At 71.2% G+C, this 26,233-nt stretch carries 28 protein-coding genes and 1 pseudogene; 6 read left to right on the forward strand and 23 right to left on the reverse strand.

From position 1 onward, the window contains the following. Nucleotides 1-92 (forward strand): annotated as a pseudogene (locus ACFY0I_RS37345) (lytic transglycosylase domain-containing protein); the annotation flags it as partial. A 189-nt stretch (nucleotides 93-281) separates the two neighbouring features. Here ACFY0I_RS37345 and ACFY0I_RS37350 read toward each other — a convergent pair. The 11 genes from ACFY0I_RS37350 to ACFY0I_RS37400 all read right to left on the reverse strand — a co-directional run bounded on the left by ACFY0I_RS37350 (nucleotide 282) and on the right by ACFY0I_RS37400 (nucleotide 9,416). Next, a complete protein-coding gene (locus ACFY0I_RS37350) occupies nucleotides 282-962 on the reverse strand; it encodes a hypothetical protein (protein ID WP_388904109.1) in 681 nt (226 codons plus the stop codon). A 378-nt stretch (nucleotides 963-1,340) separates the two neighbouring features. Continuing rightward, entirely contained in the window at nucleotides 1,341-2,336 is a 996-nt protein-coding gene (locus tag ACFY0I_RS37355; protein ID WP_388904110.1) for an aldo/keto reductase, read from the reverse strand. 57 nt (nucleotides 2,337-2,393) lie between these two features. Then, nucleotides 2,394-3,653: an MFS transporter gene (locus ACFY0I_RS37360; protein ID WP_388904111.1), complete on the reverse strand. Its 1,260-nt coding sequence runs from the start codon at nucleotides 3,651-3,653 to the stop codon at nucleotides 2,394-2,396. 2 nt (nucleotides 3,654-3,655) lie between these two features. Next, on the reverse strand, nucleotides 3,656-3,883 hold the full coding sequence (locus tag ACFY0I_RS37365; RefSeq protein WP_388904112.1) for a hypothetical protein: 228 nt from the start codon (nucleotides 3,881-3,883) through the stop codon (nucleotides 3,656-3,658). After that, a complete protein-coding gene (locus ACFY0I_RS37370; protein WP_388904114.1) occupies nucleotides 3,880-4,959 on the reverse strand; it encodes a 3-oxoacyl-ACP synthase III family protein in 1,080 nt (359 codons plus the stop codon). Before ACFY0I_RS37370 ends, ACFY0I_RS37365 begins: the two co-directional genes overlap by 4 nt. Continuing rightward, nucleotides 4,956-5,657 (reverse strand): HAD family hydrolase, encoded by a 702-nt coding sequence (locus ACFY0I_RS37375; protein ID WP_388904115.1) that lies wholly within the window; start codon nucleotides 5,655-5,657, stop codon nucleotides 4,956-4,958. The genes ACFY0I_RS37370 and ACFY0I_RS37375 overlap by 4 nt, the downstream gene beginning before the upstream one ends. Nucleotides 5,658-5,742: 85 nt before the next feature. Continuing rightward, complete coding sequence (locus tag ACFY0I_RS37380) at nucleotides 5,743-6,558, reverse strand: carboxymuconolactone decarboxylase family protein (protein ID WP_388904116.1); 816 nt, start codon at nucleotides 6,556-6,558, stop codon at nucleotides 5,743-5,745. 77 nt (nucleotides 6,559-6,635) lie between these two features. Further along, nucleotides 6,636-6,863, reverse strand: coding sequence for a 4-oxalocrotonate tautomerase family protein (locus ACFY0I_RS37385; protein WP_388904118.1), 228 nt, complete (start codon nucleotides 6,861-6,863; stop codon nucleotides 6,636-6,638). Between the two features lie 14 nt (nucleotides 6,864-6,877). Further along, nucleotides 6,878-7,729 (reverse strand): hypothetical protein, encoded by an 852-nt coding sequence (locus tag ACFY0I_RS37390; RefSeq protein ID WP_388904120.1) that lies wholly within the window; start codon nucleotides 7,727-7,729, stop codon nucleotides 6,878-6,880. A gap of 69 nt (nucleotides 7,730-7,798) precedes the next feature. Next, nucleotides 7,799-8,416: a hypothetical protein gene (locus ACFY0I_RS37395; protein WP_388904122.1), complete on the reverse strand. Its 618-nt coding sequence runs from the start codon at nucleotides 8,414-8,416 to the stop codon at nucleotides 7,799-7,801. Between the two features lie 199 nt (nucleotides 8,417-8,615). Beyond that, complete coding sequence (locus ACFY0I_RS37400) at nucleotides 8,616-9,416, reverse strand: AfsA-related hotdog domain-containing protein (RefSeq protein ID WP_388904123.1); 801 nt, start codon at nucleotides 9,414-9,416, stop codon at nucleotides 8,616-8,618. A 221-nt stretch (nucleotides 9,417-9,637) separates the two neighbouring features. On the opposite strand from ACFY0I_RS37400, the gene ACFY0I_RS37405 reads away from it, so the two are divergent. Continuing rightward, nucleotides 9,638-10,282: a TetR/AcrR family transcriptional regulator gene (locus tag ACFY0I_RS37405; RefSeq protein ID WP_388904125.1), complete on the forward strand. Its 645-nt coding sequence runs from the start codon at nucleotides 9,638-9,640 to the stop codon at nucleotides 10,280-10,282. A 243-nt stretch (nucleotides 10,283-10,525) separates the two neighbouring features. Here the strand turns inward: ACFY0I_RS37405 and ACFY0I_RS37410 are convergent, their stop codons facing one another. From ACFY0I_RS37410 to ACFY0I_RS37435, 6 genes are all read right to left on the reverse strand, one after another. Next, the gene (locus ACFY0I_RS37410) at nucleotides 10,526-11,746 is read right to left on the reverse strand and encodes an acyltransferase family protein (protein WP_388904126.1); all 1,221 of its coding nucleotides are present in this window, start codon (nucleotides 11,744-11,746) and stop codon (nucleotides 10,526-10,528) included. Nucleotides 11,747-11,876: 130 nt separating this feature from the next. Continuing rightward, on the reverse strand, nucleotides 11,877-12,698 hold the full coding sequence (locus ACFY0I_RS37415; protein WP_388904127.1) for an SDR family oxidoreductase: 822 nt from the start codon (nucleotides 12,696-12,698) through the stop codon (nucleotides 11,877-11,879). Nucleotides 12,699-13,020: 322 nt separating this feature from the next. Continuing rightward, on the reverse strand, nucleotides 13,021-13,809 hold the full coding sequence (locus ACFY0I_RS37420) for an ABC transporter permease (protein WP_388904128.1): 789 nt from the start codon (nucleotides 13,807-13,809) through the stop codon (nucleotides 13,021-13,023). Next, complete coding sequence (locus ACFY0I_RS37425; protein WP_388904129.1) at nucleotides 13,806-14,798, reverse strand: ATP-binding cassette domain-containing protein; 993 nt, start codon at nucleotides 14,796-14,798, stop codon at nucleotides 13,806-13,808. Before ACFY0I_RS37425 ends, ACFY0I_RS37420 begins: the two co-directional genes overlap by 4 nt. Nucleotides 14,799-14,886: 88 nt before the next feature. Next, complete coding sequence (locus ACFY0I_RS37430) at nucleotides 14,887-15,555, reverse strand: DUF4097 family beta strand repeat-containing protein (protein WP_388904130.1); 669 nt, start codon at nucleotides 15,553-15,555, stop codon at nucleotides 14,887-14,889. Nucleotides 15,556-15,895: 340 nt separating this feature from the next. Next, nucleotides 15,896-16,303: a RidA family protein gene (locus tag ACFY0I_RS37435; protein ID WP_388904132.1), complete on the reverse strand. Its 408-nt coding sequence runs from the start codon at nucleotides 16,301-16,303 to the stop codon at nucleotides 15,896-15,898. Nucleotides 16,304-16,446: 143 nt separating this feature from the next. On the opposite strand from ACFY0I_RS37435, the gene ACFY0I_RS37440 reads away from it, so the two are divergent. Continuing rightward, nucleotides 16,447-16,827, forward strand: coding sequence for a winged helix-turn-helix transcriptional regulator (locus tag ACFY0I_RS37440; protein ID WP_388904134.1), 381 nt, complete (start codon nucleotides 16,447-16,449; stop codon nucleotides 16,825-16,827). Nucleotides 16,828-16,878: 51 nt separating this feature from the next. Here ACFY0I_RS37440 and ACFY0I_RS37445 read toward each other — a convergent pair whose 3' ends face one another. Both ACFY0I_RS37445 and ACFY0I_RS37450 read right to left on the reverse strand, forming a co-directional pair. Then, complete coding sequence (locus ACFY0I_RS37445) at nucleotides 16,879-17,094, reverse strand: hypothetical protein (protein ID WP_388904135.1); 216 nt, start codon at nucleotides 17,092-17,094, stop codon at nucleotides 16,879-16,881. Nucleotides 17,095-17,117: 23 nt separating this feature from the next. After that, complete coding sequence (locus ACFY0I_RS37450; protein WP_388904136.1) at nucleotides 17,118-17,462, reverse strand: DUF6233 domain-containing protein; 345 nt, start codon at nucleotides 17,460-17,462, stop codon at nucleotides 17,118-17,120. A 204-nt stretch (nucleotides 17,463-17,666) separates the two neighbouring features. Between ACFY0I_RS37450 and ACFY0I_RS37455 the strand changes: the two genes are divergently transcribed. Together ACFY0I_RS37455 and ACFY0I_RS37460 are read left to right on the forward strand one after the other, a co-directional pair. After that, the gene (locus tag ACFY0I_RS37455; protein ID WP_388904137.1) at nucleotides 17,667-18,074 is read left to right on the forward strand and encodes a YciI family protein; all 408 of its coding nucleotides are present in this window, start codon (nucleotides 17,667-17,669) and stop codon (nucleotides 18,072-18,074) included. A gap of 8 nt (nucleotides 18,075-18,082) precedes the next feature. After that, nucleotides 18,083-19,228 (forward strand): RNA polymerase sigma factor, encoded by a 1,146-nt coding sequence (locus ACFY0I_RS37460; protein ID WP_388904138.1) that lies wholly within the window; start codon nucleotides 18,083-18,085, stop codon nucleotides 19,226-19,228. A gap of 75 nt (nucleotides 19,229-19,303) precedes the next feature. On the opposite strand, the gene ACFY0I_RS37465 is transcribed toward ACFY0I_RS37460, so the two are convergent. Next, nucleotides 19,304-20,080, reverse strand: a complete 777-nt coding sequence (locus tag ACFY0I_RS37465) for a MerR family transcriptional regulator (RefSeq protein WP_388904140.1) — start codon at nucleotides 20,078-20,080, stop codon at nucleotides 19,304-19,306. A 265-nt stretch (nucleotides 20,081-20,345) separates the two neighbouring features. Between ACFY0I_RS37465 and ACFY0I_RS37470 the strand changes: the two genes are divergently transcribed. Next, nucleotides 20,346-21,581 carry a serine hydrolase domain-containing protein gene (locus tag ACFY0I_RS37470; protein WP_388904141.1) on the forward strand — a complete coding sequence of 412 codons (1,236 nt, stop codon included), beginning with the start codon at nucleotides 20,346-20,348 and terminating at the stop codon, nucleotides 21,579-21,581. A 75-nt stretch (nucleotides 21,582-21,656) separates the two neighbouring features. Here the strand turns inward: ACFY0I_RS37470 and ACFY0I_RS37475 are convergent, their stop codons facing one another. From ACFY0I_RS37475 to ACFY0I_RS37485, 3 genes are all read right to left on the reverse strand, one after another. Continuing rightward, nucleotides 21,657-22,160, reverse strand: coding sequence for a hypothetical protein (locus ACFY0I_RS37475; RefSeq protein ID WP_388904143.1), 504 nt, complete (start codon nucleotides 22,158-22,160; stop codon nucleotides 21,657-21,659). A 123-nt stretch (nucleotides 22,161-22,283) separates the two neighbouring features. Beyond that, entirely contained in the window at nucleotides 22,284-25,013 is a 2,730-nt protein-coding gene (gene rph / locus ACFY0I_RS37480) for a rifamycin-inactivating phosphotransferase (protein ID WP_388904145.1), read from the reverse strand. Between the two features lie 388 nt (nucleotides 25,014-25,401). Beyond that, nucleotides 25,402-25,938 (reverse strand): hypothetical protein, encoded by a 537-nt coding sequence (locus ACFY0I_RS37485; protein WP_388904146.1) that lies wholly within the window; start codon nucleotides 25,936-25,938, stop codon nucleotides 25,402-25,404. Nucleotides 25,939-26,233: the final 295 nt, after the last annotated feature.

A 26,233-nucleotide genomic window follows, 5' to 3' on the forward strand; every position in this document is an offset into this window, starting at 1 on the left:
CCCAGATCAAGTGGGGCCTGGACTACATGAACTCCCGCTACGGCAGCCCCGTCGGCGCCTGGAACTTCTGGCAGACCCACCACTGGTACTAAGCCGGCGCCGAACCACCAGCGGACACAGCAGCACGCACACAGCAGCACGCACACAGCGACGCCCGGCCGGGACAATCCCGCCGGGCGTTCTCGCGTTGACGTCGCGCGGCGCCGGTGCGGCGACCGTGCCGGTGGCCGCGGTCGCCGGGTTCGATGCACGCGCGGTCCGTCGTCCCCGCCCGACACGCCTCATACGGCTGGGGCGGATGCCCCGTTCGGCCGGCGGCTTCGGTGGAGCAGCCGGGCCGTGAACACCACGACAGGTACGGCCACGGCGGGTACCACCCACGACGGGATGTCGAGCCACACGGCGGGCAACCCCACGGCAGCACAGGTGATCATCATGAGGGCGAGCAGCGGCTTTCCGTACGGGCGCCAGGTGAAGGGCTCGTAGTCGAGGGGTCTGGCCATCCGCACCGCGCCGAACCCCAGCCCCATGACCGCGAGGAGTCCCAGGAACGTCCCGATGGCGACCGTCATCTGGGGTTCGTCCCGGGGTGCTTCGGACGTGCTCTGCCGAAGGCGCCCCTTGCCGACCGTGACGACGTCGCCGCGCCAGACGGTCCCGGTGACCCGGTCGCCCGGCCGCAGTGTCTCCAGTACCGGATCCGGGTCGCCGAACTCCACGACCCCGTTCCAGAAGGGTGTGCCCGACAGGGTCACCTTGTAGCCGCCGGACCTCATACCCGGATTGTTCGTGGCTCGCTCCACGGTGAAGGAGACCGTCCGGAGGCAGTCCTCACCGTCCTTCGCCGTCGCGTCGGCAGCGCACGGCACGGCCGCCACGTAGTCCTGGTGCCGCTTGATGTCGTGGGGCAGCCAGACGCCGAAGACGAGTTGGCAGCCCAGCGCCGGGATCAGGCAGAGCACGATCAATAGCGCGCCCACGAATCGCGCGCGGCCGGGAGACCGCCGGGCGGGGTGGTCGGCGCCGGGCGGAGGCCGCGACGGGCCGCCCGTTCCGTGGGTGATGTCCGTACTCGGCACTGCCCTCACATGCCTCTCCTGGCCGGTCGGAAAGGCCCTGCGCCGCCATGGTGCTCCAGCCCCGTCCGCACAGCTTCGTTCAACCGGAAGCGGGCGGACAATGAGGGCCTCGGGCAGTCCGGTCCCACGATTCCTTGCCGCACCCGGGCAATCGGCCGCACGGTGAAGCGTGTTCCGGGCCGGGACGGCTTCGTACGGCGGGCGCCGTGTGCCGGGTGGCACGGCGCCCGCCGAGCTGTGGGGGGACGTACGGTCGCGGGGTCAGGTGTTGAGCAGGCGCAGGGCCGCGGGTGCGTAGCGTTCTCCGGACACCTCGGTGGCCGGGAGGGCCTGCTCCAGTTCGTGCAGCTGGGCCGCGGTGAGGTGCAAGTCGGCTGCGCCGGCGTTCTCCTCGAGGTAGCTGATGCGCCGGGTGCCGGGGATCGGAACGATCTGCGGGCCTCGGGAGAGCAGCCAGGCGAGGGCCAGCTGGACGGGGGTGCAACCGATGTCGCCGGCCAGGGTCCGGACGCGCTCCACGAGGGCGAGGTTGCGGGTGAGGTTCTCTCCCTGGAAGCGGGGGTCGTTGCGGCGGTAGTCGTCCGGCTCCAGTTGACTGAGGGAGGTGAGGGCCCCGGTGAGGAAGCCCCTGCCGACCGGCGAGTAGGGCACGAGTCCGATGCCGAGCTCGGTGGCCGTGGGGGCGATGTCGCTCTCCACGTCCCGTTCCCACAGGGAGTATTCGGTTTGCAGGGCCGTGATGGGGTGCGTGGCATGGGCACGGCGCAGGGTGTCGGAGTTGACCTCGGACAGGCCCAGGTGCCGGACCTTTCCGGCCGTGACGAGCTCCGCCATGGCTCCGACGGTCTCCTCGATCGGCGTGTCGGGATCGCGGCGGTGCAGGTAGTAGAGGTCGATGCTCTCCACGCCCAGCCGGGCCAGGGACGCGTCACACGCCTGCCGGGCGTGGGCGGGGCTGGAGTCGATCACGGCGCCGCCGGCCGTGCCGCCCGGGCCGACGCTGCGGATGCCGAACTTGGTGGCCACCACCGCTTCGTCGCGGCGCCCCCCGAGGGCGCGGCCGAGGAGTTCTTCGTTGCGGCCGGCGGCGTAGGCGTCGGCGGTGTCGAAGAACGTCACCCCGGTGTCCAGGGCACGGCGGATGGTGGCGATGGACTCCGTTTCGTCGCTGGTCCCGTAGTAGGCGGACATGCCCATGCAGCCGAGGCCGATCGCCGAGACCCGTAGTCCCGAGGTACCGAGGGTGCGGTGCTCCATGTGGTGCTCTCCTGTGTTCCGGTCGGGGTGTGTGCCTGCTGGTACGCCGGGGCGCGGTCAGGCGTTCGTGGGGGTGGGGGTCGGAGCGGGACCGCGGGCGCGCGTGCCGCGGGCGGACAGCAGCAGGGTCAGCAGGGCGCAGGCGGTCAGCGCGGCGGCGACGGCTGTCACGGCGCGCGGTCCGGCGGCGGAGTCCACGAGCAGTCCGCCCGCGAGGGATCCCACGGCGATGGCGCCGTTGAAGGCGGCCACGTAGAGCGACGAGGCGGCATCGGACTCCTCCTTGGCCAGTTGCAGCACCCAGGTCTGGAGGCCGACGGGCAGGGCCGCGAAGGCCAGGCCCCACAGGACGAGCAGGGTGATCGCCACGGGCTTGGAGTCGCCGAAGGCCCACAGGAGGGCGAGCGAGACGGTCATCAGGACAAGAGCGCCCGTCAGGGTGCCGTGCACCGAGCGGCCGACCACGGCGCCCGCGACGAAGTTGCCCGCGAACCCGGCGGCTCCGAAGACCAGGAGCAGTACGCCGACCATGCTTTCGCTGATGCCCGTGATCTGCTCGAGGTAGGGGGCGACGTAGGTGAAGGCGAGGAAGTGACCGATCATCACCAGTGCGGTGACCGCGACGGCGACACGCAGTCGGCCGTTGCGCAGGACGCGCGGTAGGGCGGCGAGGCTGCCGTTGCCCTGCGCGGGGAGGTTCGGCAACAGGAGCAGCACCGCGACGAGGACGACGAAGCCGATCGCGGCGACGGCGGCGAACGCGGTGTGCCAGCCCGACCGCTGACCGATCATGGTGCCCAGCGGGACGCCGAGCACCGAGGCCAGCGAGATCCCGCCGAGAACGAGTGCGGTGGCCCGAACGGCATGCCGCTCGGGGACCAGGCGGACCGCGATGGCCGCGGCGATCGACCAGAAGACGCCGTGTGCGAGTGCCACGAGCACCCTGGCGGACAGCAGGGCGCCGTACGAGGAGGCGACGGTGGCCAGCAGGTTGCCCGCGACGTACATCACGAGCAGCCCGGCCAGCAGCCACTTGCGGTCCACGCGCCCGCACAGTGTGGTCAGCGGTGCCGCGGTGATCGCGGCGACTGCGGCGAAGCCGGTGACGAGGAAGCCGGCGGTGCCGACGGAGACGTCCACGCCCGCGCCGATCGACGGCAGCAGTCCGATGGGGAGCGTCTCGGTGGTGACGAAGGAGAACGTGCCCAGTGAGAGGGCGATGACGGCCAGCCAGGCACGCACCGGTGAGGGGGCGGGGCCGGGCGCGGCGGCGGGGCGTTGCCTGTCCGGGGTGAGGGTGGAGGAGCTTCGTGTCATGGTTACCGGTCTCCGTGGGTGGGGGTGGGGACGGTCGGGCCGCCCGTGGGGGTGGGGGTGGGATGGTCGGCCCGGGGGCCGGGGCTCCAACCGTGTGCGCAGGGGCCGGCGTCGAGGACGTCGCGTCCCATCGACCAGTGGGCGATGGCGCATCCGGGCACCGCGCACAGCACGTCGGACACGGGGGCGGAGCGGAACGCGGAGGCCGGGACGGTGAGGGGTCGGTTCATCGGGCCACGCTCCCGACGAGCTGCGCGGAGTGCGGCACGGCCGGGTGTCGGGGGCGCGTGGCGTCCCAGCGGACCAGGGCCGTGCCGACTCCCATGCCGCCGCCGAAGCCGGCCAGCAGTACGAGATCCCCGTCCCGTAGCGCGCCGGACCGGTTGGCGTGGTCGAGCGCGAGCGGTATGGAGGCGGCGCCGGTGTTGCCGTGCAGGTCGACCGGCAGGTGGGCGTGGGCGTTGGGCAGCCCCAGTCGAGGTATGACCTCGCCGACCATCACGCCGTTGGCCTGATGGGGTACGAAGTGCTTGACCTCGGCCGGATCGACGCCGTGGGCGGCCAGCACGCCTTGGACGGCCGCGGGCAGGCGCTCGTTGACGAACTCGCGGACCTCCCGCCCCCTCATTCTGAAGAAGTGCTGCCCGTCGGCCAGGGTGCCCGCGGAGGCCGGGTGGCGGCTGCCGCCGGCCTGGACCCCGATCAGGTCGTGGAGGCTGCCGTCGGTGCTGGTGCCGGTCCCGACGATGCCGAATCCGGGGCGGGTCGGGCCGAGCACGACGGCGCCCGCGCCGTCCCCGAACAGCACCGCGGTCTTGCGGTCGCTGTGGTCCAGGATCCGCGAGTAGACGTCCGCGCCCACGACCAGCGCGTACTTGGCGTCGGTGTGTTCGCTGATGCCCGCCAGGAGCTGCGCACCGGTTTGCAGGGCGAAGACGAAGCCGGCGCAGACGGCGTTGATGTCGAAGGCCGCCGCCTGGGTCGCACCGATCTGGTTCTGCACGAGGCAGGCGGTGGCCGGCTGCGGGTAGTCGGGGGTGGAGGTCGCCACGATCACCCAGGCGACGTCGCGTGCGCGGATCCCGGCGTCGTCCATCGCGGCCCGCGCGGCGGCGGTGGCCAGGTCGGAGGTCGCCTCGTGGGGCGCGGCGCGATGCCGTTCCCGTATGCCGGTCTTGCGCACGATCCACTCGGCGGTCACTCCGGCCAGTTCCGCGACCGCGGAGTTGGGCACGATCTCGGTCGGGAGGTACGAGCCGGATCCGATGATGCCGACGGCGGTCGTGGCGGGTGAGTACACGGTCATCGCTGGTGCTCCAGAGGAGTGGGGGAAGGCCGGGCGTCGAGCAGGGCGCGCAGGGCGGGGTCGTCGCCGACCACGACCGGGTGACCGACGCAGCCGAGCATCTCCAGGTCGGACGGGTGATCGCCGTACGCGTAGCAGTCGCGCGGGTCGATGTGCGGCCGGTCGGCGAGGAAGCGACGTACGGCGGTCGCCTTGTGCGGGCCGATCATCGGGGTCTCGATGAGGCCCGTGTAGGTACCGCCGGTCCCCGGTCTGGCCGCGTCCGTCTCGACGAGGGGACGGCTGCACAGCAGGTGCCCGGCGCCGACGGCCCGGGCGACGGGGTCCAGGCAAGCGGGGAACGACCCCGAGACCAGGATGAGTTCGGCGCCGGCCTCGCGGTGGGCGCGGAGCGCGTCCCGGGTCGCGTCGATGAAGAGGCCGTCCCCGGCACGGTCGGCGAACCAGCGCTCGCCCCAGGCGGCGATGGTGGCCTCGGATTCGCCGGCGTACGCGGCGTAGTAGGCGCGGTTGATCAGCTCGCGCGGTGTGCCGGTCGCGGCGGCCTGCTGGAAGCCGGCGAGGAGCCGGTCGTGTTCGGCGGTCCCCGCGGCGCCGTGCCGGCCGGTCAGGTGGTAGTGGAGGAAGTCGAACATGCTCTTGCAGTGGATGAGTGTCTCGTCCACGTCGGCGAAGACGAGGTAGGGACGAGCGGTCATGGTGGGTCCCTCCTTCGGGTACGGGTGTGTGATCGGAATGTGGGACGGGCAGGGGGGCGCGCGGCCCGGTTGCGGCGTTGTCGCCCTATCGCGTCCGCAAGACGTCGCGCGCCGCGTTGAGGCCGTTCACCGCCGCCGGGACGCCGGCGTACACGGCCATCTGCAGGATCGTCTCGACGGCGTCCTGCCGCGTGCCGCCGGCGTCGAGGATCTCGTGCACGTTCGCCATGAGCTGCGGTCGCCGCGTGCCGATGGCCGTGCAGGCGGCGACGGCCACGATCGCGCGGGTGCGCGGATCGAGGCCGCCGCGCGCGGCGTCCGGATCCGGGGCGCCGGACACGGTCTCGACGAGGAAGTCGGCGAGATCCGGGTCGATGGCCCGTACGGAGGCGAGGACCTGCTCGCCGATACCGTCGTGGCCGTCGTGGGCCTTCGCCCCCGGCCCGCCTTCGGAGCGGTCGGTGGGCCGGACGCGGGCGGCTTCGGCTTCGGCTTCGGCTTCGGCTTCGGCTTCGGCTTCGAGGACGGTCCTGACGACGCCCAGCGCCTCCAGGGTCGCGGGAAATCCGGCGTGGTCACTCAGGTGGAGGACCGTTTCGACGATGGCGCGGCGGCCGCAGCCGACGTTGCGCGCGCCACGGACGTGGAACTCCAGTTGCGGAGCGGCGTTGCCCAGTGCGGTCAGCGCGGCGATGGTGACGAGTTGGCGGGTCTGCGGTTCCAAGCCCGGCCGGGAACAGACGTCACCGAACGCGAAGCCGACGATCAGCTCACCGAAGCCGGGGGCGATGTCCTGGAAACCGTCGAGGATGCCGGGGCGCTCGGTGGCCTCGATCCGGCGCAGGGTCCGTAGCCCGCGCTCCATCCGGTCGTCGTTGTCGGCGGAGGTGGGTGCGCTCATGGCGGAAGTCCTTCCTGGTACGGGACGGGTGGGGGCCGGGCATCGCGCCCGGCCCCCCGAGGCCGGCGGGGGCGACGTCAGACGGCGGCGGGCCGGGCGGCCCGGCTGAGCCGGGCGAAGTCCGGGTCCGAACCCACCGCCCCGCCCTCGGACCAGCGGTTGCGCGACACTTCCTGGATGTAGACCGTGATCCGGTCGCGGGGCGCTCCCGTGACCCGGTGGACGGTCTCCGTGAGCTCTTCCATCAGCTCGTGGCACTTCTCGTCGTTCTCACTGGGCCACGTGGTTACGGAGATGATCGGCATGGTGGTTCCTCTCGTCAGCCGGTGGTCGTGAATTCCTCGAAGCTGGGTCCCTGGAGCTTCAGCTGGGCGTGGATGTCCCCGCCCAGGCCGAACTGGCCGATCGCTCCGCCGTAGTTCTGCTGGTAGCTCATCCACAGCACGATGACGTTCACGACGCGGTTGCCACCGGTGCCCGGCGCAGGGAAGGGATCGGGGAGGGAGGCCCGGTAGCGGCCCTTGCCGTCCTGGTCGGTGACGAAGGCATTGGGTACGCCGAGCGGTCCGGGTCGGGTCGGCCCCGACGGGTCAAGGTCGTGTGCCCGGAGCGACATCACCGTGTACAGGCTGTTGGGGAGCATCCCGGCGAACTCGAAACTGAATTCCGCGGACCTCGCGTCGTCGGCCAGCCGCACCTCGAGCTCGCCGCGCGCCCGTCCCCACGTGCCGAGCGTCACCGGTTCCGTCACCTTCGGCCCGTCCTGGGCCCGCATGTCCGGTACGTCGACCTGGTGGAACGCGTAGCTCGGGCGCACCACCTCGGACGCCTTCGGGAACTGCTCCGGGGCGAAGACCATCGGATAGTTGCTGCAGGGCAAGGGCAGCGGCAGTGTGTGCAGCACGATCTCGTTGTCGGCCGGACTGAATTGGCCGGGATGATCCGGCAGGTCACGGACGATGCGGTACGGCTCGTTGCCGCCGAACGGCGGCAACGAGCTCTCGGCGGAAACGATGGCGCAGCCCCAGCCGTTCGACACGCCGCCCGTGCCGTCGTCACGGTTGATGCGGCCGATCACGACGAAGTCGCCGTTCGCGTCCATCACTTCGCTGGGCGGGTAGGTCGGCCCCTGAGTGGTGAGACTCAGCTGGTAGGTGCGCGACGGTCCCATCCGCTTCTCCTCTCCTTCGCGTGTTGTGCTTCTCGCGTCCTTCCGGTGCAGGGCAGGACGTGGGGCGTGCTACGACACACGGGCGTAGATCGTGGTGTAGAGGCCGCGCTCGCCGCCCGCTATGAAGCGGTCCCCGGCCTGCCGGACGATCTCCTGGTAGCGCGGGGAGGTGAACACCGCCGTGTAGTCGGCCGGGTCGCAGCTGAATCCCGAGACGAACATGACACCGGGCTCGGTGCTCACCACGGAGTGGTACGCCTCGAAGACCTCGACCTCGTCGGCGGTGCGCACCACGTCGTAGATCGTCTCCTCGCGCCAGGCGCGGTACGGCGAGTAGACCCGCGGCGGTACCTCGATGTGCCGCATCTGCACATAGGGGGTCTGCGGCAACGCGGTGTCGGCCGGCTTGGGCGCGTCGACGAAGCCCAGCACCTGACGCCGGAAGTCACCCTCGGCCATCGGGGCCAGCGCGTCCCACAGCTGCGCCCAGTCGGAGCGCAGGTCGGCGAACTGCTCCCAGCCGGCGACCGGCGCCAGCTCCAGGAGGGCGGCTCCCTCCAGGCTCCGGAACAGGGCGCGGCCCTCGAACGCGGATGCGGCGTGGTGGGCCTTCCAGGCGGTGGCGGCGGCATCGACCTGATCGGGCTTGACCGACAGTTCCACGGCGGTGATGAGTGATGCGGACATGACTGCTCCTCGGTGGAGTGGCTGGGTGGAGTGGAGTGGGTGGAGTGCACGGGGTCCGGCGCGGGGAAGCGGGCCGTGCCCGTGGGACGGCCGGGGGCCGGGGTGCGGCGGGGGCCCGGCGGTCGGTCGGCCTGCGGCCGGACTGCGGCGGATACGTCAGCCGGTGCGTGGCCGGTACGGCCGGGGAAGCCGGTGTCGGTCAGACACCGGAAAGGACTGCGGCCGGGGTCCGGAGCGTGTGCTCGACGGCCTGGCGGGCGCGGCGGTCCTCCTTGGCCTCGATCACATCGGAGTCGAAGGCGGTGAAGGCCAGGTGGGTGAGGGAGGACCGGCGGCCGGCCTGGTGGATGCCGACCTCGGCGTGGAAGGACAGCCGGGACGGATCCTGCGTACGGGATTCGGTGATCCGGTACTCGATGGTGGAACACAGCGGGAAGAGGAAGTTCTCGAACGCGGTGTTCATGTGCTCGATGACGAAGTAGTACTTGCGCTGCGGCCACTGAGCGGCAAAGAAGCGTTCCGTGACGGCCAGGAACATCTGGCGCGACGCCTCTACGGCGATCATGCCCTGCACGTGCTGGCCGGTCTGGTGGTCGAGCAGCAACTCGTTGTCGTTGTGCACCCGCAGTCCCGCTCCGAATAACGAGTCGCTGACCTGGTGCAGGTCGGCGATCAGCGCGTTGGCCACCTGGTGCTTGTGCACCTCACCGGCGCCGCTGAGGGCGGCGGGCTGGAGCCGGATCTGCACGCGGTCGAGGCCTCGGTGGCGCAGTTCCTCGACGATGAGCAGCACATCGGATTCGGACACGCCCTGCGCGCTTTCCGCGAGGACCGGCTCGCCTTCCGTCGCATATGCGCCGCGGCGCAGGTCGTCGATGAACTGAGAGACGGTGAATACGTTCTCCTGTGCGGCGAACCCGATAAACCGGTCCCCGACCAGGACGATGCTCTGGATCGGCTGATTGATGACGAACTCCTCGGTAGTGGAACCGCGCGGCATTGAATGCCACGACGGATCCCGGGGCGATGAGCATGCGAGAGGAAGGGCATTCGCGGGGCGATGCGCCCTTCACGACGCCTGGCAGTACCCGGTCCCGGGGGCCTTGGCGGAGGCGCCGGCCGGGCTGACGTCATCGACACTAGGGGAACGCTCGAGAGGGCGCAACCATCTAGTTGGTTGGGCCCAACCATCCAGTTGGTTTTTCGTGCTAGGCTCGATGCATGGCCAATGATCCAACTCGCGACACGCCGACCCGCCTGCTGGACGCAGCCCGCAGGGAGTTCGCCACGTACGGCATCGCGGGCGCCCGTGTGGACCGCATCGCAGAACAGGCGGCGGCGAACAAACAGCGTCTGTACTCGTATTTCGGCAGCAAGGAGCAGCTCTTCTCCAAGGTCCTGGCGGCCGCCTACCGGGATCTGAGCGAGCGGGTTCCCGTGCCGACGACGCGGGAGGATCTTGAGCAATACGTCGGCCAGGTCTTCGACTACCACCGGCGCGACCCGAGCCTGGTGCGCCTCCTCGCGTGGGAGGGCCTGCACTACGGAGACGCGGAAATCCCCGGGGAGGAAGAACGTCACGCGTACTACCTGAACAAGAACGAGGCGCTCCGCGAGGCCCTGTCCCTCACCTCGCCCCAGGAGGTCGGCCATCTGCTGATGACCCTGATCGGGATCGCCTCCTGGCCCTTCGTGGTGGAACAGCAGCGTCGGCTGATGGCCGGTCTCGTCGCCGGATCGGAAGACGGCTGGGACCAATTGCGCGCCAGCCTCACCGCCTATGGCAGCGCGGTCATCAATACGCGAGTGACCGAATGCGCCGCCCATCCGGAATCGGATCCGGAATCGGAATCGGATCCGGTGTGATTTCCGACGCTGATTCCTCCGGATCCGGTACTGACGGGGGACGTACGACGACCACGGCCGGGGCCCGGCGGACGTGATTCGTCCGTCTGGCCCCGGCCGTGGTCGGGAGTACGTGCCTGGTGCTCAGCCCCGGTAAGGGTGGCCCGGGCGAAGTCGGTCGGTAAACGGGAAGATCCCGTCGACGATGCCGGCGAAGTCGCCGCCGGTGGCGTAGGGCCCCCGAGTGGGGCCCTACGGGCGCCGTCAGTCGGATCGGACGCTCACCAGGGATTCTCGGGCGGGCGGCGTCCCATCCGGTGCCGGGGTCGGGGATGGGGTGGTGGCAGGGGGTGTGGGGGTGGTCGGGGAAGCAGCGCGGGCGCGGGGACGGGACCAGCGGCGCATCACGGGAAGTTCGACGAAGCGGTAGAGCAGCCAGGACAGCGCCAGGGTCAGGGCGAGCCAGCCCGCGATGCGGGCGGTGGCCTCGATGGTGTCCCATTGGCGGCCACTGCCGAAGGCGGCGGGTCCGTGGTAGGCGACGACCATGTGGAGCATGTAGAAGGCGAAGGAGATCTCGCCGAGCCACACCATGGTGCGGCCGCCGAGGAAGCTGGTGCGGCCGGTCGCGTCCGCGTGCGCTCCGGAGGCGACGATCAGGCCGAGGGGGATCAGCAGGGGCAGCACCAGTCCGTACGAACCGGGGAGGAAGACGGTGCCGAGGTAGCCGGGGATGAGCGTGAGGGCGGCCACGGGGCGGCTCACCGGGATCCAGCGGCCGGACATGACGATCCTGGCGAGCAGGATGCCGATCACGAACTCGAACAGGCGGCTGACGGGGAGGAAGTAGACGAACCAGAACTGCCACCAGCCGTACTTCAGGCCGGGCAGCGACTCGTACGGCAGGAAGGACTCGGCGATCACGGCGACGGCGATCGCGCCGAGGACCATCACGCCCACCCAGGCCCACAGCCGCTGCGGGCGGATCCGCTTCACCCACAGGAGCAGGGCGGGGAAGGTGAGGTAGAAGACGAGCTCCACGCACAGGGACCAGGCAGCGCCGTTGGTGCCCCGGATGACGAGGTACTCGGGGAACCAGGCGTTCACCAGGAACAGGCCGGGCAGGAACTCCTTGCCGGTGACGGCCGTGCCGGCGAGCACCGCGAGGAGCAGGCCGGCGATCCAGGTGACGAAGTGGTTCGGGTAGATCTTCGCGAGGCGGCGCCGGTAGAAGAGGCCGGGCCGATCGCTGTCGCGGGCGGACCAGGTCAGCACGAACCCGCTGAGGACGAAGAAGAAGGACACGCCGACGGCGCCGAGCGTGCCGAGGTACTTGTCCAGGCGCGTGTTGAGGAGCTGGTCGGTGAACATGCCGGCGGCCGACATGTGGGCGAGGAAGACCAGCAGCGCGGCGATGAAACGCATGCCGGTCAGGGACGGCAGCGCAGCGCCGGGGCGGATGGCTGCCTGTCTCGGGTCCAACATCGTGGTCCTTTGCGGTGGTGGGGTGCGGGACGGGCTCGGGCGGGGCGGGGCAGGTGGAACGGGCTCGGGCGGGGTGGGCGCGAGCACGGGCGGGGGTGCGCGGGCGGAGGTGGGCGCGGGCGGGGGCCGGCTACTCCCAGTTGGTGACGATGGCGCCGCCGGGTCCGTAGGCGCGCATCCTGGTGACGAGGAGTTCCTCGTTCTGGACCTCGTCGAGACGGTCCAGCAGCCAGTCGAGGTCGTCCTCGACGGAGAGGTATCGGCCGTGCAGGGCGTCGTACCGGCCGGAGGCGAGGGCGGCGACGAGGCGGCCGCTGTCCTCGGCGGGAGTCCACTCCATGTCCGGGTACTTGGCGGCGAACGACTCGGTCAGGCGGGTCTGGACGGTGCCGGGGCTGATCGCGAAGGTCCGTACGCCGGTTGCGGCGCTGTCGAGGGAGATGCCGAGGGTTTCGGTCAGGCGCACCAGGGCGCTCTTGCCGAAGGAGTACGAGGTGACGGGGAACGGCAGGACGCCACTGTCACTGCTGACGGTGATGATCCGGCCGCGCCCCTCGGCGACCATGGTGGGCAGCACGGCGCGCATGCAGATGAGGGGGCCGCGGACGTTGATGTCGACGGTCCGCCACCAGGCGTCGAGGTCGGCCTCCCAGAAGGGAGGTTCGCCCGCCGTATAGGTGGCGGCGTTGTTGACCAGCAAACTCACCGGCCCGAAATGGGCGTTGACCTGGGCGACGACCTCGGCGACGGACGCCTCCTCCGTCATGTCGGCGGGAGCCACGAGAACGTTCGAGCGGTTGATGCCGGCGAGTTCCGCCGTCGCCTCCAACTCGTCGCGCGTCCGCGCGACGACCGCGACGCGAGCCCCGTGGTCGGCGAGGGAAAGTGCGATCTGACGGCCGATTCCCCGCCCGCCGCCGGTCACGATGGCCACCTGCTTCGACAGATCCATTGCTACCTCCATGTACTCGCGCGAACCACCACCGTGGTCCGGACCTGGCCAGGGGGAGTGGAGGAGGTCTGGATTCGCCCTGGATAAGCGGTATCGGCCGGCAGGACACCGGCCCCAGGAACGGACCGGTGAGGACGGAGCCCGTGCCGCCGGCGGGGGCCGGCCGCCGGCTCGGTCGGGGCTCACCGAGGGGCTCACGGAGGGAGCGCGGGGTCCTGACCGGTGTGCGAACGCGAAAGGGGCGGCGTGCTCCGACGGGGGTCGGGGTACGCCGCCCCTGGGGCGGAACCGGTGCGGGAGGTGGCCCGCGCTGTCACAGCGGCTACTTCGGGTCGCGCTTGAAGGAGGAGGTGGACCAGCGGTAGCCGAGGGCGGCCAGGGCGACGGACCAGGCGAGGGCGAGCCATCCGTTGTGGCCGATCCCGGTGCCGAGGAGAAGGCCGCGCAGGGTTTCGATGGCGGGGGTGAAGGGCTGGTACTGGGCGATCGGCTGGAACCAGCCCGGCATCGCGTCGATCGGGGTGAAGGCGCTGGAGATGAGCGGCAGGAGGATCAGCGGCATCGCGCTGTTGCTCGCCGCCTCGGCGTTCGGGCTGACCATGCCCATGCCGACGGCGATCCAGGTGAGGGCCAGGGCGAAGAGGACGATCAGCCCGAAGGCGGCGAGCCATTCCAGGACCGTGGCGTCGGTGGAGCGGAAGCCGATGGCCACGGCGACGATGCCGACGAGGACGACACTGGCGACCGATTGCAGGACGCTGCCGATGACGTGCCCGATGAGGACGGAGCCACGGTGGATGTTCATGGTCCGGAAGCGGGCGATGATGCCCTCGGACATGTCGGTGGAGACGGACACCGCGGCCCCGATGACGGTGGAGCCGATGGTCATCAGCAGGATGCCGGGGACGACGTAGGCGATGTAGGCGGAGCGGTCGGCGCCGCCGCCGAGGCCGGCGCTCATCACGCCGCCGAAGACGTAGACGAAGAGCAGGAGCAGCATCACCGGGGTGAGCAGCAGGTTCAGGGTGAGGGAGGGGTAGCGGCGCGCGTGCAGGAGGTTGCGGCGCAGCATGGTGGACGAGTCGCGCACGGCAAGGGAGAGGGTGCTCATCGGACGTTCTCCTCGGACTGGGTCGGCTGGGTGCTCGGGGCGCTCGGGGTGCTCTGGGTGGGGACGGTGGTGTTGCCGGTGAGGGCGAAGAAGACGTCGTCGAGGTCGGGGGTGTGGACGGTGAGTTCGTCGGCCTCGATGCCGGCCGTGTCGAGCCGGTCGAGGATGGTGCGCAGGTCGCGTTGGCTGCCGTCACTGGGGATCCGGAGCGAGAGGGACTCGTCGTCGCCGGCGGCGGTGTGGAGGGTGGCGGCGGCGGACCGGTAGGTGGCCGGGTCGGTGAAGCGGAGGCGGACGTGTCCGCCGGGGATGAGGCGCTTGAGTTCGGCGGCGGTGCCCTCGGCGGCGATCCGACCGTTGTTCAGGACCGCGATGCGGTCGGCGAGTTGGTCGGCCTCCTCCAGGTACTGGGTGGTGAGGAAGACGGTGACGCCGCCCGTGACCAGTTCACGGATGATCTGCCACATGGTGTGCCGGGAGCGCGGGTCGAGGCCGGTGGTCGGCTCGTCGAGGAAGATGACCCGCGGGCTGCCGACCAGGGTCATGGCGATGTCGAGGCGACGCTTCATGCCGCCGGAGTAGGTGGAGGCGGGCTTCTTCGCGGCGTCGGTGAGGTCGAAGCGTTCCAGCAGTTCGGTGACGGTGCGGCGCCCCTCACCCTTGGGGAGGTGGTGGAGGTCCGCCATCAGGAGCATGTTCTCCTCGCCGGTGATCAGGCCGTCGACGGCGGAGAACTGGCCGGTGACGCCGATCGCGGCGCGTACCGCTCCGGGGTGGGTGGCCAGGTCGTGGCCGGCCACGTGCAGGGCGCCGGCGTCGGGGGTGATGAGGGTGGAGAGGATCTTGACGGCGGTGGTCTTGCCGGCGCCGTTCGGGCCGAGGAGGGCGAAGACCGTACCGGCCGGGACCGTCAGGTCGATGCCGTCGAGGACGGCCTTGTCACCGTAGGACTTGCGCAACCCGTGCGCCGAGATGGCCAGGTTCGTCATGAGGGGTGCTGCTCCTTGGAAGGGTTTCGGAGGGGCGGGGCCGCGGAGGATCGGGGGTTGCGCAGGATCGGGGGTTGCGGATGGTTCGTCAGAGGCTGCGGGCGGTGACGTCGCCGTACGAGGTCGTCGCGTGGATGTTCAGGTCGGCGGCGCCGTCCGTGTTCCGGAGGGTGTTGCGGATCCGGCCGTAGGCGGTGCCGGCGTCCATGGAGGCGTGGACCCCGGCGGCTGCGGCGATCGACAGGTCGCCGGCCTCGGTGCGCAGCACGACCGTGCCGCTCACGGCTTCGCCGACCTGGACGTCGCCCTTCTGCGTGCTGATGTCTGCGGGGCCGCCCAGTCGGCCGACCGTGATGTCCCCGGCGAGGAGGGTGAGGCGGGCGCTCGCGGTCTCGTCGAGCTGGATGGAGCCCTGGGCGCCCTCGAAGGTGACGTCGCCGAGCCGCCCGACGCCCCGGAACTCGGCGGCGGCCGCCTTGGCTTCGACGCGGGAGCCGGCCGGCAGGTGGACGACCACGTCCACGGAGCCGGAGTTCCCGAGGATCTTGTTCTTCGGTGCCGGGGCCGCGATCCGCAGGACGTCGTCCCCGTACTCGACCGTGATCTGCTGCGCGGCCTCCAGGTCCCGGCGCTTCGAGTCGTCCGCGGGCCGGACCTCGACCGTGGTGTCGGCGCGGTCGGCGGCGACGAACCGGATGCGTCCGGCGGGGATGTCGAGGACGGCGGAGACGGTGGCGGGGGTGAGGAACTTCTGCATGATGGCTTCCTTCGCCTTGTCGTTTCTGATGAACGAAAAGCTACGTTGCCTTCATGAACTCGGCAACAGGCTCGTTGCGCGTAATTGCCATATTTGCAGGTCAGTTGGCAGCAATCGTTGCAACTACCTGAGGAAGCAACGCAACACGACGACGCCGTGCGTTGCATTGACTTGATGTGAACGCTCGGCTTCGGCACCGGGTACGGGCACCGGTGACAAGGGAGCCGGCGAGCCGGTAGCCGCCCGTCGGCGCAGGGCGCGCGGACGGGCGGCGGGGCGAACGACCGGTTGGTGGCCTCGGGCGCCGCGTCGGGCCCGACCGTGGTGGGTGCGGGTCCGGTCAGTCGAGCACCGCGGTGGCTTCGACCTCCACCAGGTGCGCGGGGACGTCCAGCGCCGCCACGCCCAGCAGCGTGGCCGGCGGGACCGGGGTGGTCCCCAGCTTCTCGGATGCCCGACGGATCCCCTCCAGGAGCTGGGGCATCTTGTCGGGGGTCCAGTCGACGACGTGGACGTTCAACTTCGCCACGTCATCGAAGGATCCGCCGACCTCGGCCAGCGCGGTGGCGACGTTGAGGTAGCACCGCTCGACCTGCGCGGCGAGGTCGCCCTCGCCGACCGTGTCGCCCTCGGCGGTCCAGTCGACCTGCCCGGCGACGAAGACGAGCCTCGTGCCCGTCGCGATCGACACCTGCCGGTAGACGTCGATCTCCGGAAGTCCCTCGGGGTTCACCAGCGTGATGGCCATACGACCCGCCTCCTTCTCACCCGAGCCCATGGGCTCGCAACTACGCCGGACGGGGGCCCGGCGCTCTCTTGTGGTTACTCAGGAACCGTAGGAGAGTGATCGCTGACATGGAAGAACGCACTTTTCGGTGACTGGGGAACCTCATGGTGACCAAGCAGTACACGGGCTCGCCCGACGAAGCGGACCTGCGGCGCGCGGACTCGCTGGCGCGGACGATCTTCTCGGACGTCGCCAACAAATGGGCGCTGCTGATCATCGAGGCGCTGGGCGAAGGCACCCTGCGCTTCAGCGAGCTGCGGGACGGGGTCGAGGGCATCAGCCACAAGATGCTCACCCAGAACCTGCGCATGCTGGAGCGCTACGGCCTGGTGGAACGGACCGTGCACCCCGTCGTGCCGCCGCGGGTCGAGTACACCCTCACCGAGCCGGGCCAGGCCCTGCGGGTCACGATCGACGGATTGTGCGACTGGACCCACCGGTACCTCGGTCACATCGAGGCCTCCCGCGACCACTTCGACAGCTGACGGGGGAACGGGGGAACGCAGGAACGACCCTCCCCCGCGCGGTGCCGGGCGCTACCCCGTGTGCCAGGTGGCGGGGCCGCCGCCGCGCCATTCGATGAGGCCTTCGCCGTAGGGGGCGACCTCGTCCGGATCGCGCCCGGCCAGGCGCAGGAATTCCAGGACGTCGGCGGGGCCGAAGGCGCGGCCGAGGATCTCGCCGTCGACCCGGACGCGGCGCCCGCCCTGTTCGTCGGGCGGGTAAACGATCACGGGCAGCGCGTCATCCATGCTTCAAGGGTGCCGCCGGCCGGTCACTCCAGCACCCCGAGAGCGGTGTCCGGGCGGCACTGGGGACAGGCGGATACGCCCTCGGCGAGTGCGCGTCGCACGGCGTCCCGGTCGGCGGGCTTGCAGCGCGTGCGGGTGTCCCAGCAGGTGCCCACGTGCACGCGGACAGCCGGCCGGCCGGTCCCGATCCCGTGCTCGACCAACCACTCGGCGGGCGCCGGAGGCGGCGCGGGCGGCCCCTGCGCGCCCTCGTACGCCGTGCGCCGCTCCTCGGCGGCGATCCAGTCGCGCGTGCGTTGCAGGTCTCTGACCTGGACCTTCTCCAGGAAGCGGAGGAGGTCGAGACGCGATGACTCATTTTCGGACACAAGTTCGATTATAGGCCAGGGTGAGGCCGCCCGATGGATACCGGGAGCGCCCCGGCGGCATGTCGGGCCCGGCCCGGCGGGGAGCTCGCCCGGACGGGTCGAAAAAAGAACGCGGCGGCGATGTCGAGAACCCGCGGGCGGCTCCGTCCCCGTGGTGAGAGCGACCGGCGACCACAATGGGTCGCACCAGTGAGGAGAACCACGATGGCCAAGTACCTGCTGCTCAAGCACTACCGCGGCGCCCCGGCTCCGGCCAACGACGTGCCGATGGACCGGTGGACGCCGGAGGAGATCTCGGCCCACGTCCAGTACATGCACGACTTCGCGGGCCGGCTGGAGCAGACCGGCGAGTTCGTCGACGGTCAGGCGCTCGCCCCCGAGGGGGCGTGGGTCCGCTACGACGGCGAGGGGCGCCCGCCGGTCACCGACGGACCGTTCGCCGAGACCAAGGACCTCATCGCCGGCTGGATGATCATCGACGTCGACAGCTACGAGCGGGCCGTCGAGCTGGCCGGGGAACTGTCGGCCGCGCCGGGGGCCGGCGGCAAGCCGATCCACGAGTGGCTGGAGGTGCGTCCCTTCCTGGCCGCGCCGCCCACCATCACGGAGTGACGCCACCGATGGACGAGCTCCGACTCAGGCGCCTGACGCCGAGCGTGCTCACCGTCCTCGTCCGCCGCGGAGCCGACTTCGCGGCGGCCGAGGACGCCGTGCAGGACGCGCTGGTCGAGGCGCTCCGGGTCTGGGCGACCGACCCGCCGCGGGACGCCAAGGGCTGGCTGGTCACCGTCGCCTGGCGCAAGTTCCTCGACGCGACCCGCGCCGACGTCTCACGGCGTCGGCGTGAGGACCGCGTCGAGGTGGAGCCGGCGCCCGGGCCGGCGCCCGCGGCGGACGACACGCTCCAGCTCTACTTCCTGTGCGCGCACCCGTCGCTGACCCCGGCGTCCGCGGTCGCGCTCACCCTGCGCGCCGTCGGCGGGCTCACCACCCGCCAGATCGCCCGGGCCTACCTGGTGCCCGAGGCGACCATGGCGCAGCGCATCAGTCGGGCCAAGCGGACCGTCTCCGGCGTGCGCCTCGACCGGCCCGGCGACGTCGCCACCGTGCTGCGCGTCCTCTACCTGGTCTTCAACGAGGGCTACTCCGGCGACGTCGACCTCGCCGCCGAGGCGATCCGGCTCACCCGGCAGCTCGCGGCCGCGGTCGACCACCCGGAGGCATCGGGGCTGCTCGCCCTCATGCTGCTCCACCACGCGCGGCGTGCCGCCCGGACCGCGTCCGACGGCAGCCTCGTACCGCTCGCCGCACAGGACCGGGGGCGGTGGGACAAGACGATGATCGCCGAGGGCGTCGGGATCCTCCAGGCGGCCCTCGCCCGCGACCGGTTGGGCGAGTTCCAGGCGCAGGCCGCCATCGCGGCGCTCCACGCGGACGCGCCCGCCGCCGAGGAGACCGACTGGGTGCAGATCGTCGAGTGGTACGACGAGCTCGCGCGGCTGACCGACAGTCCGGTCGTGCGGCTGAACCGCGCGGTCGCCGTCGGGGAGGCCGACGGGCCGCGCGCCGGCCTGCGGGCGCTCGCGGAGGTGGACGCCGCCCTCCCCCGCCACACCGCGGTGGCGGCCTACCTCCACGAGCGCGACGGCGACCGGTCGACGGCGGCCCGGCTGTACGCCGAGGCCGCCCTCAAGGCGGCCAACCTCGCCGAGCGCGACCACCTGACGCGCCAGGCCGCCCGCCTCAACGCAGGCCGGTGCCGGTGACGGACGGGGTCCGCGCTCGGTTCCTCCCGTGGCACCGGCGTCGGTCGGGGCCGGCACGGCAGCCGCCGGGTGGTGTCACTGGCGCGGGATGTCGACACCGGCTGCGCGGAGGTTGGCCTCGACCAGCGCGTTCAGTCGGGCGATGGCCGGCGCCCGGTCCTCGCGGTGGTGGTTGACCAGTCCGTACCGGGAGGCGGTGTCGGACCGGCCGTGGGAGCCGGTCGGCATCTCCAGGAGTGCGCGGTCGGTCAGCAGCCTGGCGGCCAGGGCGGATGCCAGCTCCTCGATCCGGGGATCGTCGGGATCCCAGGACGCCGCCTCCGAGCCGCGCTTGGTCAGCTCGACGAACTCGGGATCGTCCAGGGAGCGTTGGAGCCGGGTCAGGAAGCCGTCGAAGATCTCCGGGAGCAGCGCCCGGGTGAGCACCAGGGCTTCGCGTTGGGTGGCCACGTAGTCGGGACCGAAGCCGAGACCGGTGAGTCGGTCCAGGACCGCGCAGGCCCGGTCGGGCAGCAGGACCCGGTCACCGTTGCCGAGTCGGTGCAGGGTGTCGCGGCGTGCGGTCAGGTCCTCGATCCGCTCGGTGAGCCGACGGTATACGTCGTCCAGCGCGGCGGCGAACCGTTCGGGCTCGGCGTCGAGGAGGTCGCCGACCTCGGCCAGCGGCACCCCGGCCCTGGCCAGGGTCCGGGCCTGGACCAGCCGGAGCAGGTCGGCCGAACCGTAACGGCGGTAGCCGGACCCGTCACGTTCCGGCTCGGCGACCAGGCCGAGCCGGTGATAGTGCCGGACGGTTTTGATCGTGACGCCGACGAACGCCGCCGCCTGACCGATCGTGAGTCCGTTCGCCATCGGATCGGCGCACCTCCGGGTCGTGGGCGGCCGCGCGTCGGGGGCGGCCGCGGTGTAGCGGTGTCGCGGACCTCGGCGCGGGGGTCGCGGGGGGTCGCAGGGGCGAGGGTAGCCGCATCCGCGCCGGTCGATCACACCGCCTGCGGGGGCGTTCGCGCCCCGCTGGGCTCCTGCGCAGCGGTGTGGGCGGTCCTGTCGGTGTTGACCTTGACCTTGGGTCAAGGTGCACGCTCCTCGCGAGACCACCTCGAAGGGGAGATTCACGATGGGGACGAACAACGGTGACAGCGGCTTTTCGGAAGCCGGCCTGCGCGCACTGCGCGACGTACTGGCACGGCACGTCGAGTCCAAGAGGATTCCCGGGCTCGTCGCCCTGGTCGGCCGCGGCGGCCGGACGCACGTCGAGGCGATCGGGACGATGCGCCCCGAGGGTGGCGAGCCGATGCGCCGGGACACGATCTTCCGGATGGCTTCCACGTCGAAGCCGGTCACGACGGCCGCGGTGATGGTCCTGCTCGACGAGTGCCGACTGCGACTGGACGAACCGGTGGACCCGTGGTTGCCCGAACTCGCGGACCGCCGGGTGCTCAAGCGGCCCGACGGCCCCCTGGAGGACACCGTGGCGGCCCGCCGGCCGATCACCGTACGGGACCTGCTGACCTCCACGTTCGGGCTCGGAGTGGACTTCGGGTTGATGGACTCCCCGATCAGGGCCGCGACCTTCGAGCGGCTCGACTACAGCGTGGCGTCCGGACCGGCGCCCGACCCGGACGAGTGGATGCGCCGCCTCGGCGAGCTGCCGTTGTCGTACCAGCCCGGCGAGCGCTGGCAGTACGACCTCTCCAACGAGGTGCTCGGCGTGCTCGTCTCCAGGGTCACGGGCCGGTCGTTGGAGTCGTTCCTGCGCGAACGGATCCTCGATCCGCTGGGGATGAAGGACACGGCGTTCCACGTCCCGGCCGAGAAGATCGACCGGCTGCCGCCGCTGTACGGGCCCGATCCGCAGACCGGGGAGTTCCTCGTGTGGGACGAGGCGGCGGGCGGCAGGTCGAGCCGGCCGCCCGTCTTCCAGGGCGCCGGCGGCGGGCTGGTCTCCACCGTCGACGACTACCACGCCTTCTTCCGGATGCTGCTGAACCACGGGACGCACGACGGCGAACGGATCCTGTCCCGGCCGGCGGTCCGGCTGATGACCACCAACCGGCTCACGCCCGGGCAGCAGGCTTCTCGGCACGCCATGTACGAGGGAATCGCCCATCTGACGGGGGGCCAGGGACTGCACGGTGGCTGGGGCTTCGGGATGGCCGTCCGCACCCACCCCGGCGCCTACGAGCCCGTCGGCCAGTTCGGCTGGGACGGCGGTACCGGCACCACCGTCCACGCCGACCCCGACAACGGGCTCACCGGAGTCCTGCTCACCCAGGTCGGGATGTCCACGCTGGATTCGCCGCGGCTCATCCAGGACTTCTGGACCACCCTCTACCAGGCGATCGAGGACTGAACCCCGCTGTACGGGGCGGGTCACGCCCGGCCGCCCGCTCGCCCGCTCGCCCGCTCGCCGCGAAGGGGGTCGCCGTCACTGCCGCTGTCGCTGCCGCCTCCCGTACGACCAGGTCACCGCGGTCATCAGGGGCGGGATCGCGAACAGCGGTGCGAAGGCGAGGGCCCAGACGGTCCGGGCCGTACCGTCCGACATGTACGTCCGGCTCTCGACAGTGAAGGCGACCACGAGTTGCCACAGCGCCACCAGGACCAGGAGGGCCGAGGCCGTCCAAGCGAGCGCGGCAAGGGTCCGGGGTCGCAGCGGCTGCCGGCGGTCGCTGACGAGGAGCAGCGGGAACAGGGCCGCCAGTTCGGCGAGGACGGAGAGGCCGACGACGTACGCGATGCCCCAGCCGGGAATGTCGAAGACGTCCCGCAGGACCTGCTCGCTGTAGCCGACGTGGATCCCGGACGCCATGGCGATGCGCCACAGGCCGGACGGGAGGGCGCACAGGGCGATGGCGTGGGCGGCCCGGCGGGCCCAACGGGGAGCGGGTACGGGGCCGGAGGCGGGCAGCGGAGCGGTCGCTGTGGTCATGACCCCATGCTGGCCGTGAACATGGCGGCCACGCGTCGTCCGCCACGGCGGAGCGTCTCCGCCGTGCGGCGGACGCGCGCCCCGCTCGGGTCATACCTCAGCGGGGCGCGCGTCCGTGGTCGGTCAGGGCAGGATCTCGACGTACCCGTCCGTTCCGTGCACGCGGATCCGCTGACCGTCCCGGATCAGCCGGGTGGCCCCCTCCACGCCCACGACGGCCGGCAGGCCGTACTCCCGGGCGATCACCGCGCCGTGCGTCATCAGGCCGCCCACCTCCGTCACCAGTCCGGCGATGCCGACGAACAGCGGCGACCAGCTGGGATCCGTGAAGGTCGTGACCAGGATGTCGCCCGCTTCGAGATCGGCCTGCGCCATGTCGAGGACGACGCGGGCCCTTCCTTCGACGGTCCCCGCGGAAACCGGTAGGCCGGCCAGGGCGCCGGCCGGCACGTCGTCGCGCCGGTAGGCCCCGTTGAGCGTCTCGCCGTCGGAGGTGAGCACCCGGGGCGGTGTGAGCGCGTGGTGCGAGCGGAACGCCTCTTTGCGCTCCTGGATGAGCGGGCCGTCCACCCGGTGCGAGCGCGCGGCGTCGTGGAGTTCCTGGAACGTGAGGTGGAAGGCGTCCTCCCGGTCGGCGAGCACCTCGGCCCGTACGAGGCGGTCGGCCTCCGCCAGCAGGGCCTGCTTGTAGAGGAAGTAGCGGCTGACGATCCCGTACTTCGGGTACTCCCGGTACCCGATGAAGGTTCTGACCCGGTCGATCATCCGCTTGGTCTCGTCGGCCTTGCGGTCCCCGTCCGGCAGGGTCCGCAAGCGGGACAGGACCTCCTGTTCCTTCGCCCGCGCCTTCAGCCGTCCTTGCTCGAAGCGCCGCTCGGCGGCGCCCGCCTCGAAGTTCCTCACGTTGTCGAGGATCGCGGGGACGAGCGTGGAGGGGCGTTCGCGCCAACGTGGCCGGGTGATGTCGATCTCGCCGACGCAGCGCATTCCGTACCGGTCGAGGTAGGCCTCGATGGCGTCGCGCGCTTCGGCGCCGCCCGCGAGTTTCGCCAGTTCGTCCAGGAAGCCCTCGTCCTCGACGCCTTGGACGCCTTGGACGCCTTGGACGCCTTGCAGGAACGTCACGACGTCCGGCCGTGGACGGATCACGTCCGCGACGTCGAGCAGCGCCAGCCCCATCTCCGACGTGATGTTGTCGGGGGCGGACAGGGTGAGCGTGTCGGCCGCGTTCTTCTCGCCCAGCCAGTCGAACAGGTGGTCGTTGAGCCACCAGGTGGCGTCCATGCCGGCCATGATCGCCTGCATGTTCAGCGGATCGCCGAGGACTCGTTTGTGCTCCTCGAAGGCTTCCAACAGGAAGTCGAAGAGCGCCGGTCCGGTCTTCGTCCGGATGCCGCGTTCCAAGGCGGCGATGGAGGTCCGGCTGCGTTCGATCAGCGCGGTGACGATGGCCGGATCGGTCCCGATCGGGGCGGGCGGGCCGCCGACGGGGGGCCCGCCGGGAGTCGTGTCCGCGTCCGAGGACGTGTCCCGAGTCGTGTCCGGGGTCGTGTCCGGAGTCGTGTCCGGGATCCGCGGGAGGAAGTCGTCGCGGTCGAGGACGGTTTCCAGGGCGTCCCTGATCAGCGGATCGCCCTTCCCCAGAGCGTCCAGGAGCCCGGCTCGACTCGCGGGCGCGGACAGGCCCCGGGTGACGTCGACGAACAACCGCCCGCCGGCCGCGTGCATCGGCACCATGGCCGTCAGCTGCCACATGGAGAGCCCGAGGGACTTCATGGGGTCGGTCATCATCTGCCCGTGACCGACGGAGACGTAGACGCGGTTCCCCGACTCGCCGGTCCCGGGGGCGGCGGTGGGTGCGGTGGCGGGGATGGGGAACAGGGTCGTGATCGGCCGGCTCTGAACGATGCGGAACCCGTCATCGAGCGGGTCCTCGACCGGGCCGTCGGCCAGGCACCATTCGATGTCCTGCGGGCGACCGAAGTGCGCTTCGATCCGCCGTCCGAGCCGCACCAGCCGTACGACCTGCGCGTCCGTCAGCGCCGGCTCCTCCTGCCGCCGCGGGTCGATCGCCACTTCGCGCGTACCGCCGCCGGTCGGGAGGGCGTGCACGGCACGCCGCTTGGCGGCGATCGCCCTGTCGACCACTTCCCCGTCGCGCACCCTGAAGACGTCCGGGTTCACCAGACCGGAGACCAGGGCCTCGCCGAGGCCGAACCCGGCGTCCACGGTGGCGACCTTGCGGTGGCCCGTGACGGGGTCGGCCGTGAACAGGACGCCGGCCGCGTGCGGGAAGACCATCCGCTGCACGACCACGGCCATGTCGACCGTACGGTCGTCGATGCCGTTGCGCCGGCGGTAGGTCACGGCGCGCTCGGTGAACAGCGAGGCCCAGCACCGGCTGACGTGCCGGAGGATCTCCGCCGGGCCCACCACGTTCAGGTACGTGTCCTGCTGGCCGGCGAACGAAGCCGTCGGCAGGTCCTCCGCGGTCGCGCTGGATCGGACCGCGTACGCGGCCTCCTCACCGAACCGGGCGAGCGCGCCGGTGATCTCCCCCGCGAGATCATCCGGAACGGTGATCCCCTCGATGATCCGGCGGATCTCCGCGCTGAGCGTACGGATCGCCTCCCGGTCGTCCGGGTTCAGACGCGAGAGGCGATCGAGCCGGTCGTCGATGGACGGAGCGTGCGCCATGACCCGGCGGAACGCGTGCGTCGTCACGCAGAAACCGTCCGGTACGCGGATGCCCTCGATCCGCGACAGCGCGCCCAGGTGAGCGCCCTTGCCGCCGACGACCGCGAGCCGCGTCTCGTCGACCTCTCGTAGATCCCACACGTACGGCTCGCTCATCGCGGTCCCTCCGGGAAGGCCGCGCCGCGTCGCACCGCGCCGGCCGGTCGCATTCGCTTCGGCGAGCCGGACGGCGGCTCGACCTCGCGCAGCGCCGGCAGGCCCACCGTCTCCGGCCGGACCCCTGTTCCGGCGTCATCGCGTCCCTCGTACGCCGACAACAACACACGCACGTCGTGCCCTCATTTCCGCAGGTAGTGGCATCGGCCGACGATTCTCCGGCACCACCGGGGCCTTGCCGCAAGCCCCCCGGTGCGCTATACCTTGGAAGTGCGGGGAGAGTGATCTCCCCGCTTTTTCGTTTTCCCCCGCGGTCCGATTCCTGGCGCGCTCGCCGGCTGCGACCGAGCTCCCGAAAAGGAGTGGGGTGTCCCGGTGCGGCGGGGCGTCAGTCCTGGTTCGCGGTGGACAGCGCCTTGGCGATCAGGCGGGTGGCGAAGTCGCGGTCGCCGGTGATCCGGTTGATGTGCTCCGCGAGGAGGAAGGCCGTGGCCTCCAGGGGGTTCATCTCGGCCCGGGTCCAGTCCCCGTACTGCCGGCGCCACAGGTTCGGGCTCAGGCCGATGCCCGCGGCGATGACCATGCCGGCCATGGTGGGGATGGTCTCGGGATCGATGCTCCTGGGCATCGCGCGCATCGAGGCGACCAGGTTCGGCACCACGTACTCGATGACGTCCTTGTCCTGGGCCTCGTGCGCTGTGCGCAGCCACGTCATGAACATGTAGATGAGCGTGCACGCGCCGTCCAGCAGGTCACGGACTCCGTCGGCGTCCATGGAACCGGCGAGCTGGTCGATCAGCGCCCGCTGCTCGGGATCGGTCTCGGTCCTGCCGTCGTAGACGGCTTTGAGCCGCGAGTCGATCATCATGAGCGCCGCGCCGACGTCACCGGGGGAAGCGTGCTCGGGGTCGCAGGGCGATGTCACGGGTTCCTCCTCATGTGGCTGCCGCGGACGGCACCTTGTCCGTACGGTAGGCCGCCGATCGGTCGGCGTCCGGCGAATCCCGGTGGGAAACGCCCGAGGGGGCGCGGCGCCGGTGCCGGTGCGCTCTTGTCGGGCGTCCCGTGCACCGGGCGGCCCGGGAGGGGTGATCATGGTCCCGGGGGCCGGTCGCGGGGGTGGGTTCGCCGCGCGTCGTGGGCAGCCCTGTGGGGGAAGTGCCGCCGTGGCCCTTGCTGTTCGCCCACCTCATCGCCGCAACCGACCGCCCGAGAGGACC

It is taken from the genome of Streptomyces sp. NPDC001568, assembly GCF_042893755.1.
Classification (GTDB): domain Bacteria; phylum Actinomycetota; class Actinomycetes; order Streptomycetales; family Streptomycetaceae; genus Streptomyces.

Excerpts from the sequence above, each read along its gene's own strand:
- ACFY0I_RS37355 (WP_388904110.1), bottom strand. The coding sequence starts at position 2,336 with ATGGAGCACCGCACCCTCGGTACCTCGGGACTACGGGTCTCGGCGATC.
- ACFY0I_RS37360 (WP_388904111.1), bottom strand. The coding sequence starts at position 3,653 with ATGACACGAAGCTCCTCCACCCTCACCCCGGACAGGCAACGCCCCGCC.
- ACFY0I_RS37365 (WP_388904112.1), bottom strand. The coding sequence starts at position 3,883 with ATGAACCGACCCCTCACCGTCCCGGCCTCCGCGTTCCGCTCCGCCCCC.
- ACFY0I_RS37370 (WP_388904114.1), bottom strand. The coding sequence starts at position 4,959 with ATGACCGTGTACTCACCCGCCACGACCGCCGTCGGCATCATCGGATCC.
- ACFY0I_RS37375 (WP_388904115.1), bottom strand. The coding sequence starts at position 5,657 with ATGACCGCTCGTCCCTACCTCGTCTTCGCCGACGTGGACGAGACACTC.
- ACFY0I_RS37380 (WP_388904116.1), bottom strand. The coding sequence starts at position 6,558 with ATGAGCGCACCCACCTCCGCCGACAACGACGACCGGATGGAGCGCGGG.
- ACFY0I_RS37385 (WP_388904118.1), bottom strand. The coding sequence starts at position 6,863 with ATGCCGATCATCTCCGTAACCACGTGGCCCAGTGAGAACGACGAGAAG.
- ACFY0I_RS37390 (WP_388904120.1), bottom strand. The coding sequence starts at position 7,729 with ATGGGACCGTCGCGCACCTACCAGCTGAGTCTCACCACTCAGGGGCCG.
- ACFY0I_RS37395 (WP_388904122.1), bottom strand. The coding sequence starts at position 8,416 with ATGTCCGCATCACTCATCACCGCCGTGGAACTGTCGGTCAAGCCCGAT.
- ACFY0I_RS37400 (WP_388904123.1), bottom strand. The coding sequence starts at position 9,416 with ATGCCGCGCGGTTCCACTACCGAGGAGTTCGTCATCAATCAGCCGATC.
- ACFY0I_RS37405 (WP_388904125.1), top strand. The coding sequence starts at position 9,638 with ATGGCCAATGATCCAACTCGCGACACGCCGACCCGCCTGCTGGACGCA.
- ACFY0I_RS37410 (WP_388904126.1), bottom strand. The coding sequence starts at position 11,746 with ATGTTGGACCCGAGACAGGCAGCCATCCGCCCCGGCGCTGCGCTGCCG.
- ACFY0I_RS37415 (WP_388904127.1), bottom strand. The coding sequence starts at position 12,698 with ATGGATCTGTCGAAGCAGGTGGCCATCGTGACCGGCGGCGGGCGGGGA.
- ACFY0I_RS37420 (WP_388904128.1), bottom strand. The coding sequence starts at position 13,809 with ATGAGCACCCTCTCCCTTGCCGTGCGCGACTCGTCCACCATGCTGCGC.
- ACFY0I_RS37425 (WP_388904129.1), bottom strand. The coding sequence starts at position 14,798 with ATGACGAACCTGGCCATCTCGGCGCACGGGTTGCGCAAGTCCTACGGT.
- ACFY0I_RS37430 (WP_388904130.1), bottom strand. The coding sequence starts at position 15,555 with ATGCAGAAGTTCCTCACCCCCGCCACCGTCTCCGCCGTCCTCGACATC.
- ACFY0I_RS37435 (WP_388904132.1), bottom strand. The coding sequence starts at position 16,303 with ATGGCCATCACGCTGGTGAACCCCGAGGGACTTCCGGAGATCGACGTC.
- ACFY0I_RS37440 (WP_388904134.1), top strand. The coding sequence starts at position 16,447 with ATGGTGACCAAGCAGTACACGGGCTCGCCCGACGAAGCGGACCTGCGG.
- ACFY0I_RS37445 (WP_388904135.1), bottom strand. The coding sequence starts at position 17,094 with ATGGATGACGCGCTGCCCGTGATCGTTTACCCGCCCGACGAACAGGGC.
- ACFY0I_RS37455 (WP_388904137.1), top strand. The coding sequence starts at position 17,667 with ATGGCCAAGTACCTGCTGCTCAAGCACTACCGCGGCGCCCCGGCTCCG.
- ACFY0I_RS37460 (WP_388904138.1), top strand. The coding sequence starts at position 18,083 with ATGGACGAGCTCCGACTCAGGCGCCTGACGCCGAGCGTGCTCACCGTC.
- ACFY0I_RS37465 (WP_388904140.1), bottom strand. The coding sequence starts at position 20,080 with ATGGCGAACGGACTCACGATCGGTCAGGCGGCGGCGTTCGTCGGCGTC.
- ACFY0I_RS37470 (WP_388904141.1), top strand. The coding sequence starts at position 20,346 with ATGGGGACGAACAACGGTGACAGCGGCTTTTCGGAAGCCGGCCTGCGC.
- ACFY0I_RS37475 (WP_388904143.1), bottom strand. The coding sequence starts at position 22,160 with ATGACCACAGCGACCGCTCCGCTGCCCGCCTCCGGCCCCGTACCCGCT.
- rph (WP_388904145.1), bottom strand. The coding sequence starts at position 25,013 with ATGAGCGAGCCGTACGTGTGGGATCTACGAGAGGTCGACGAGACGCGG.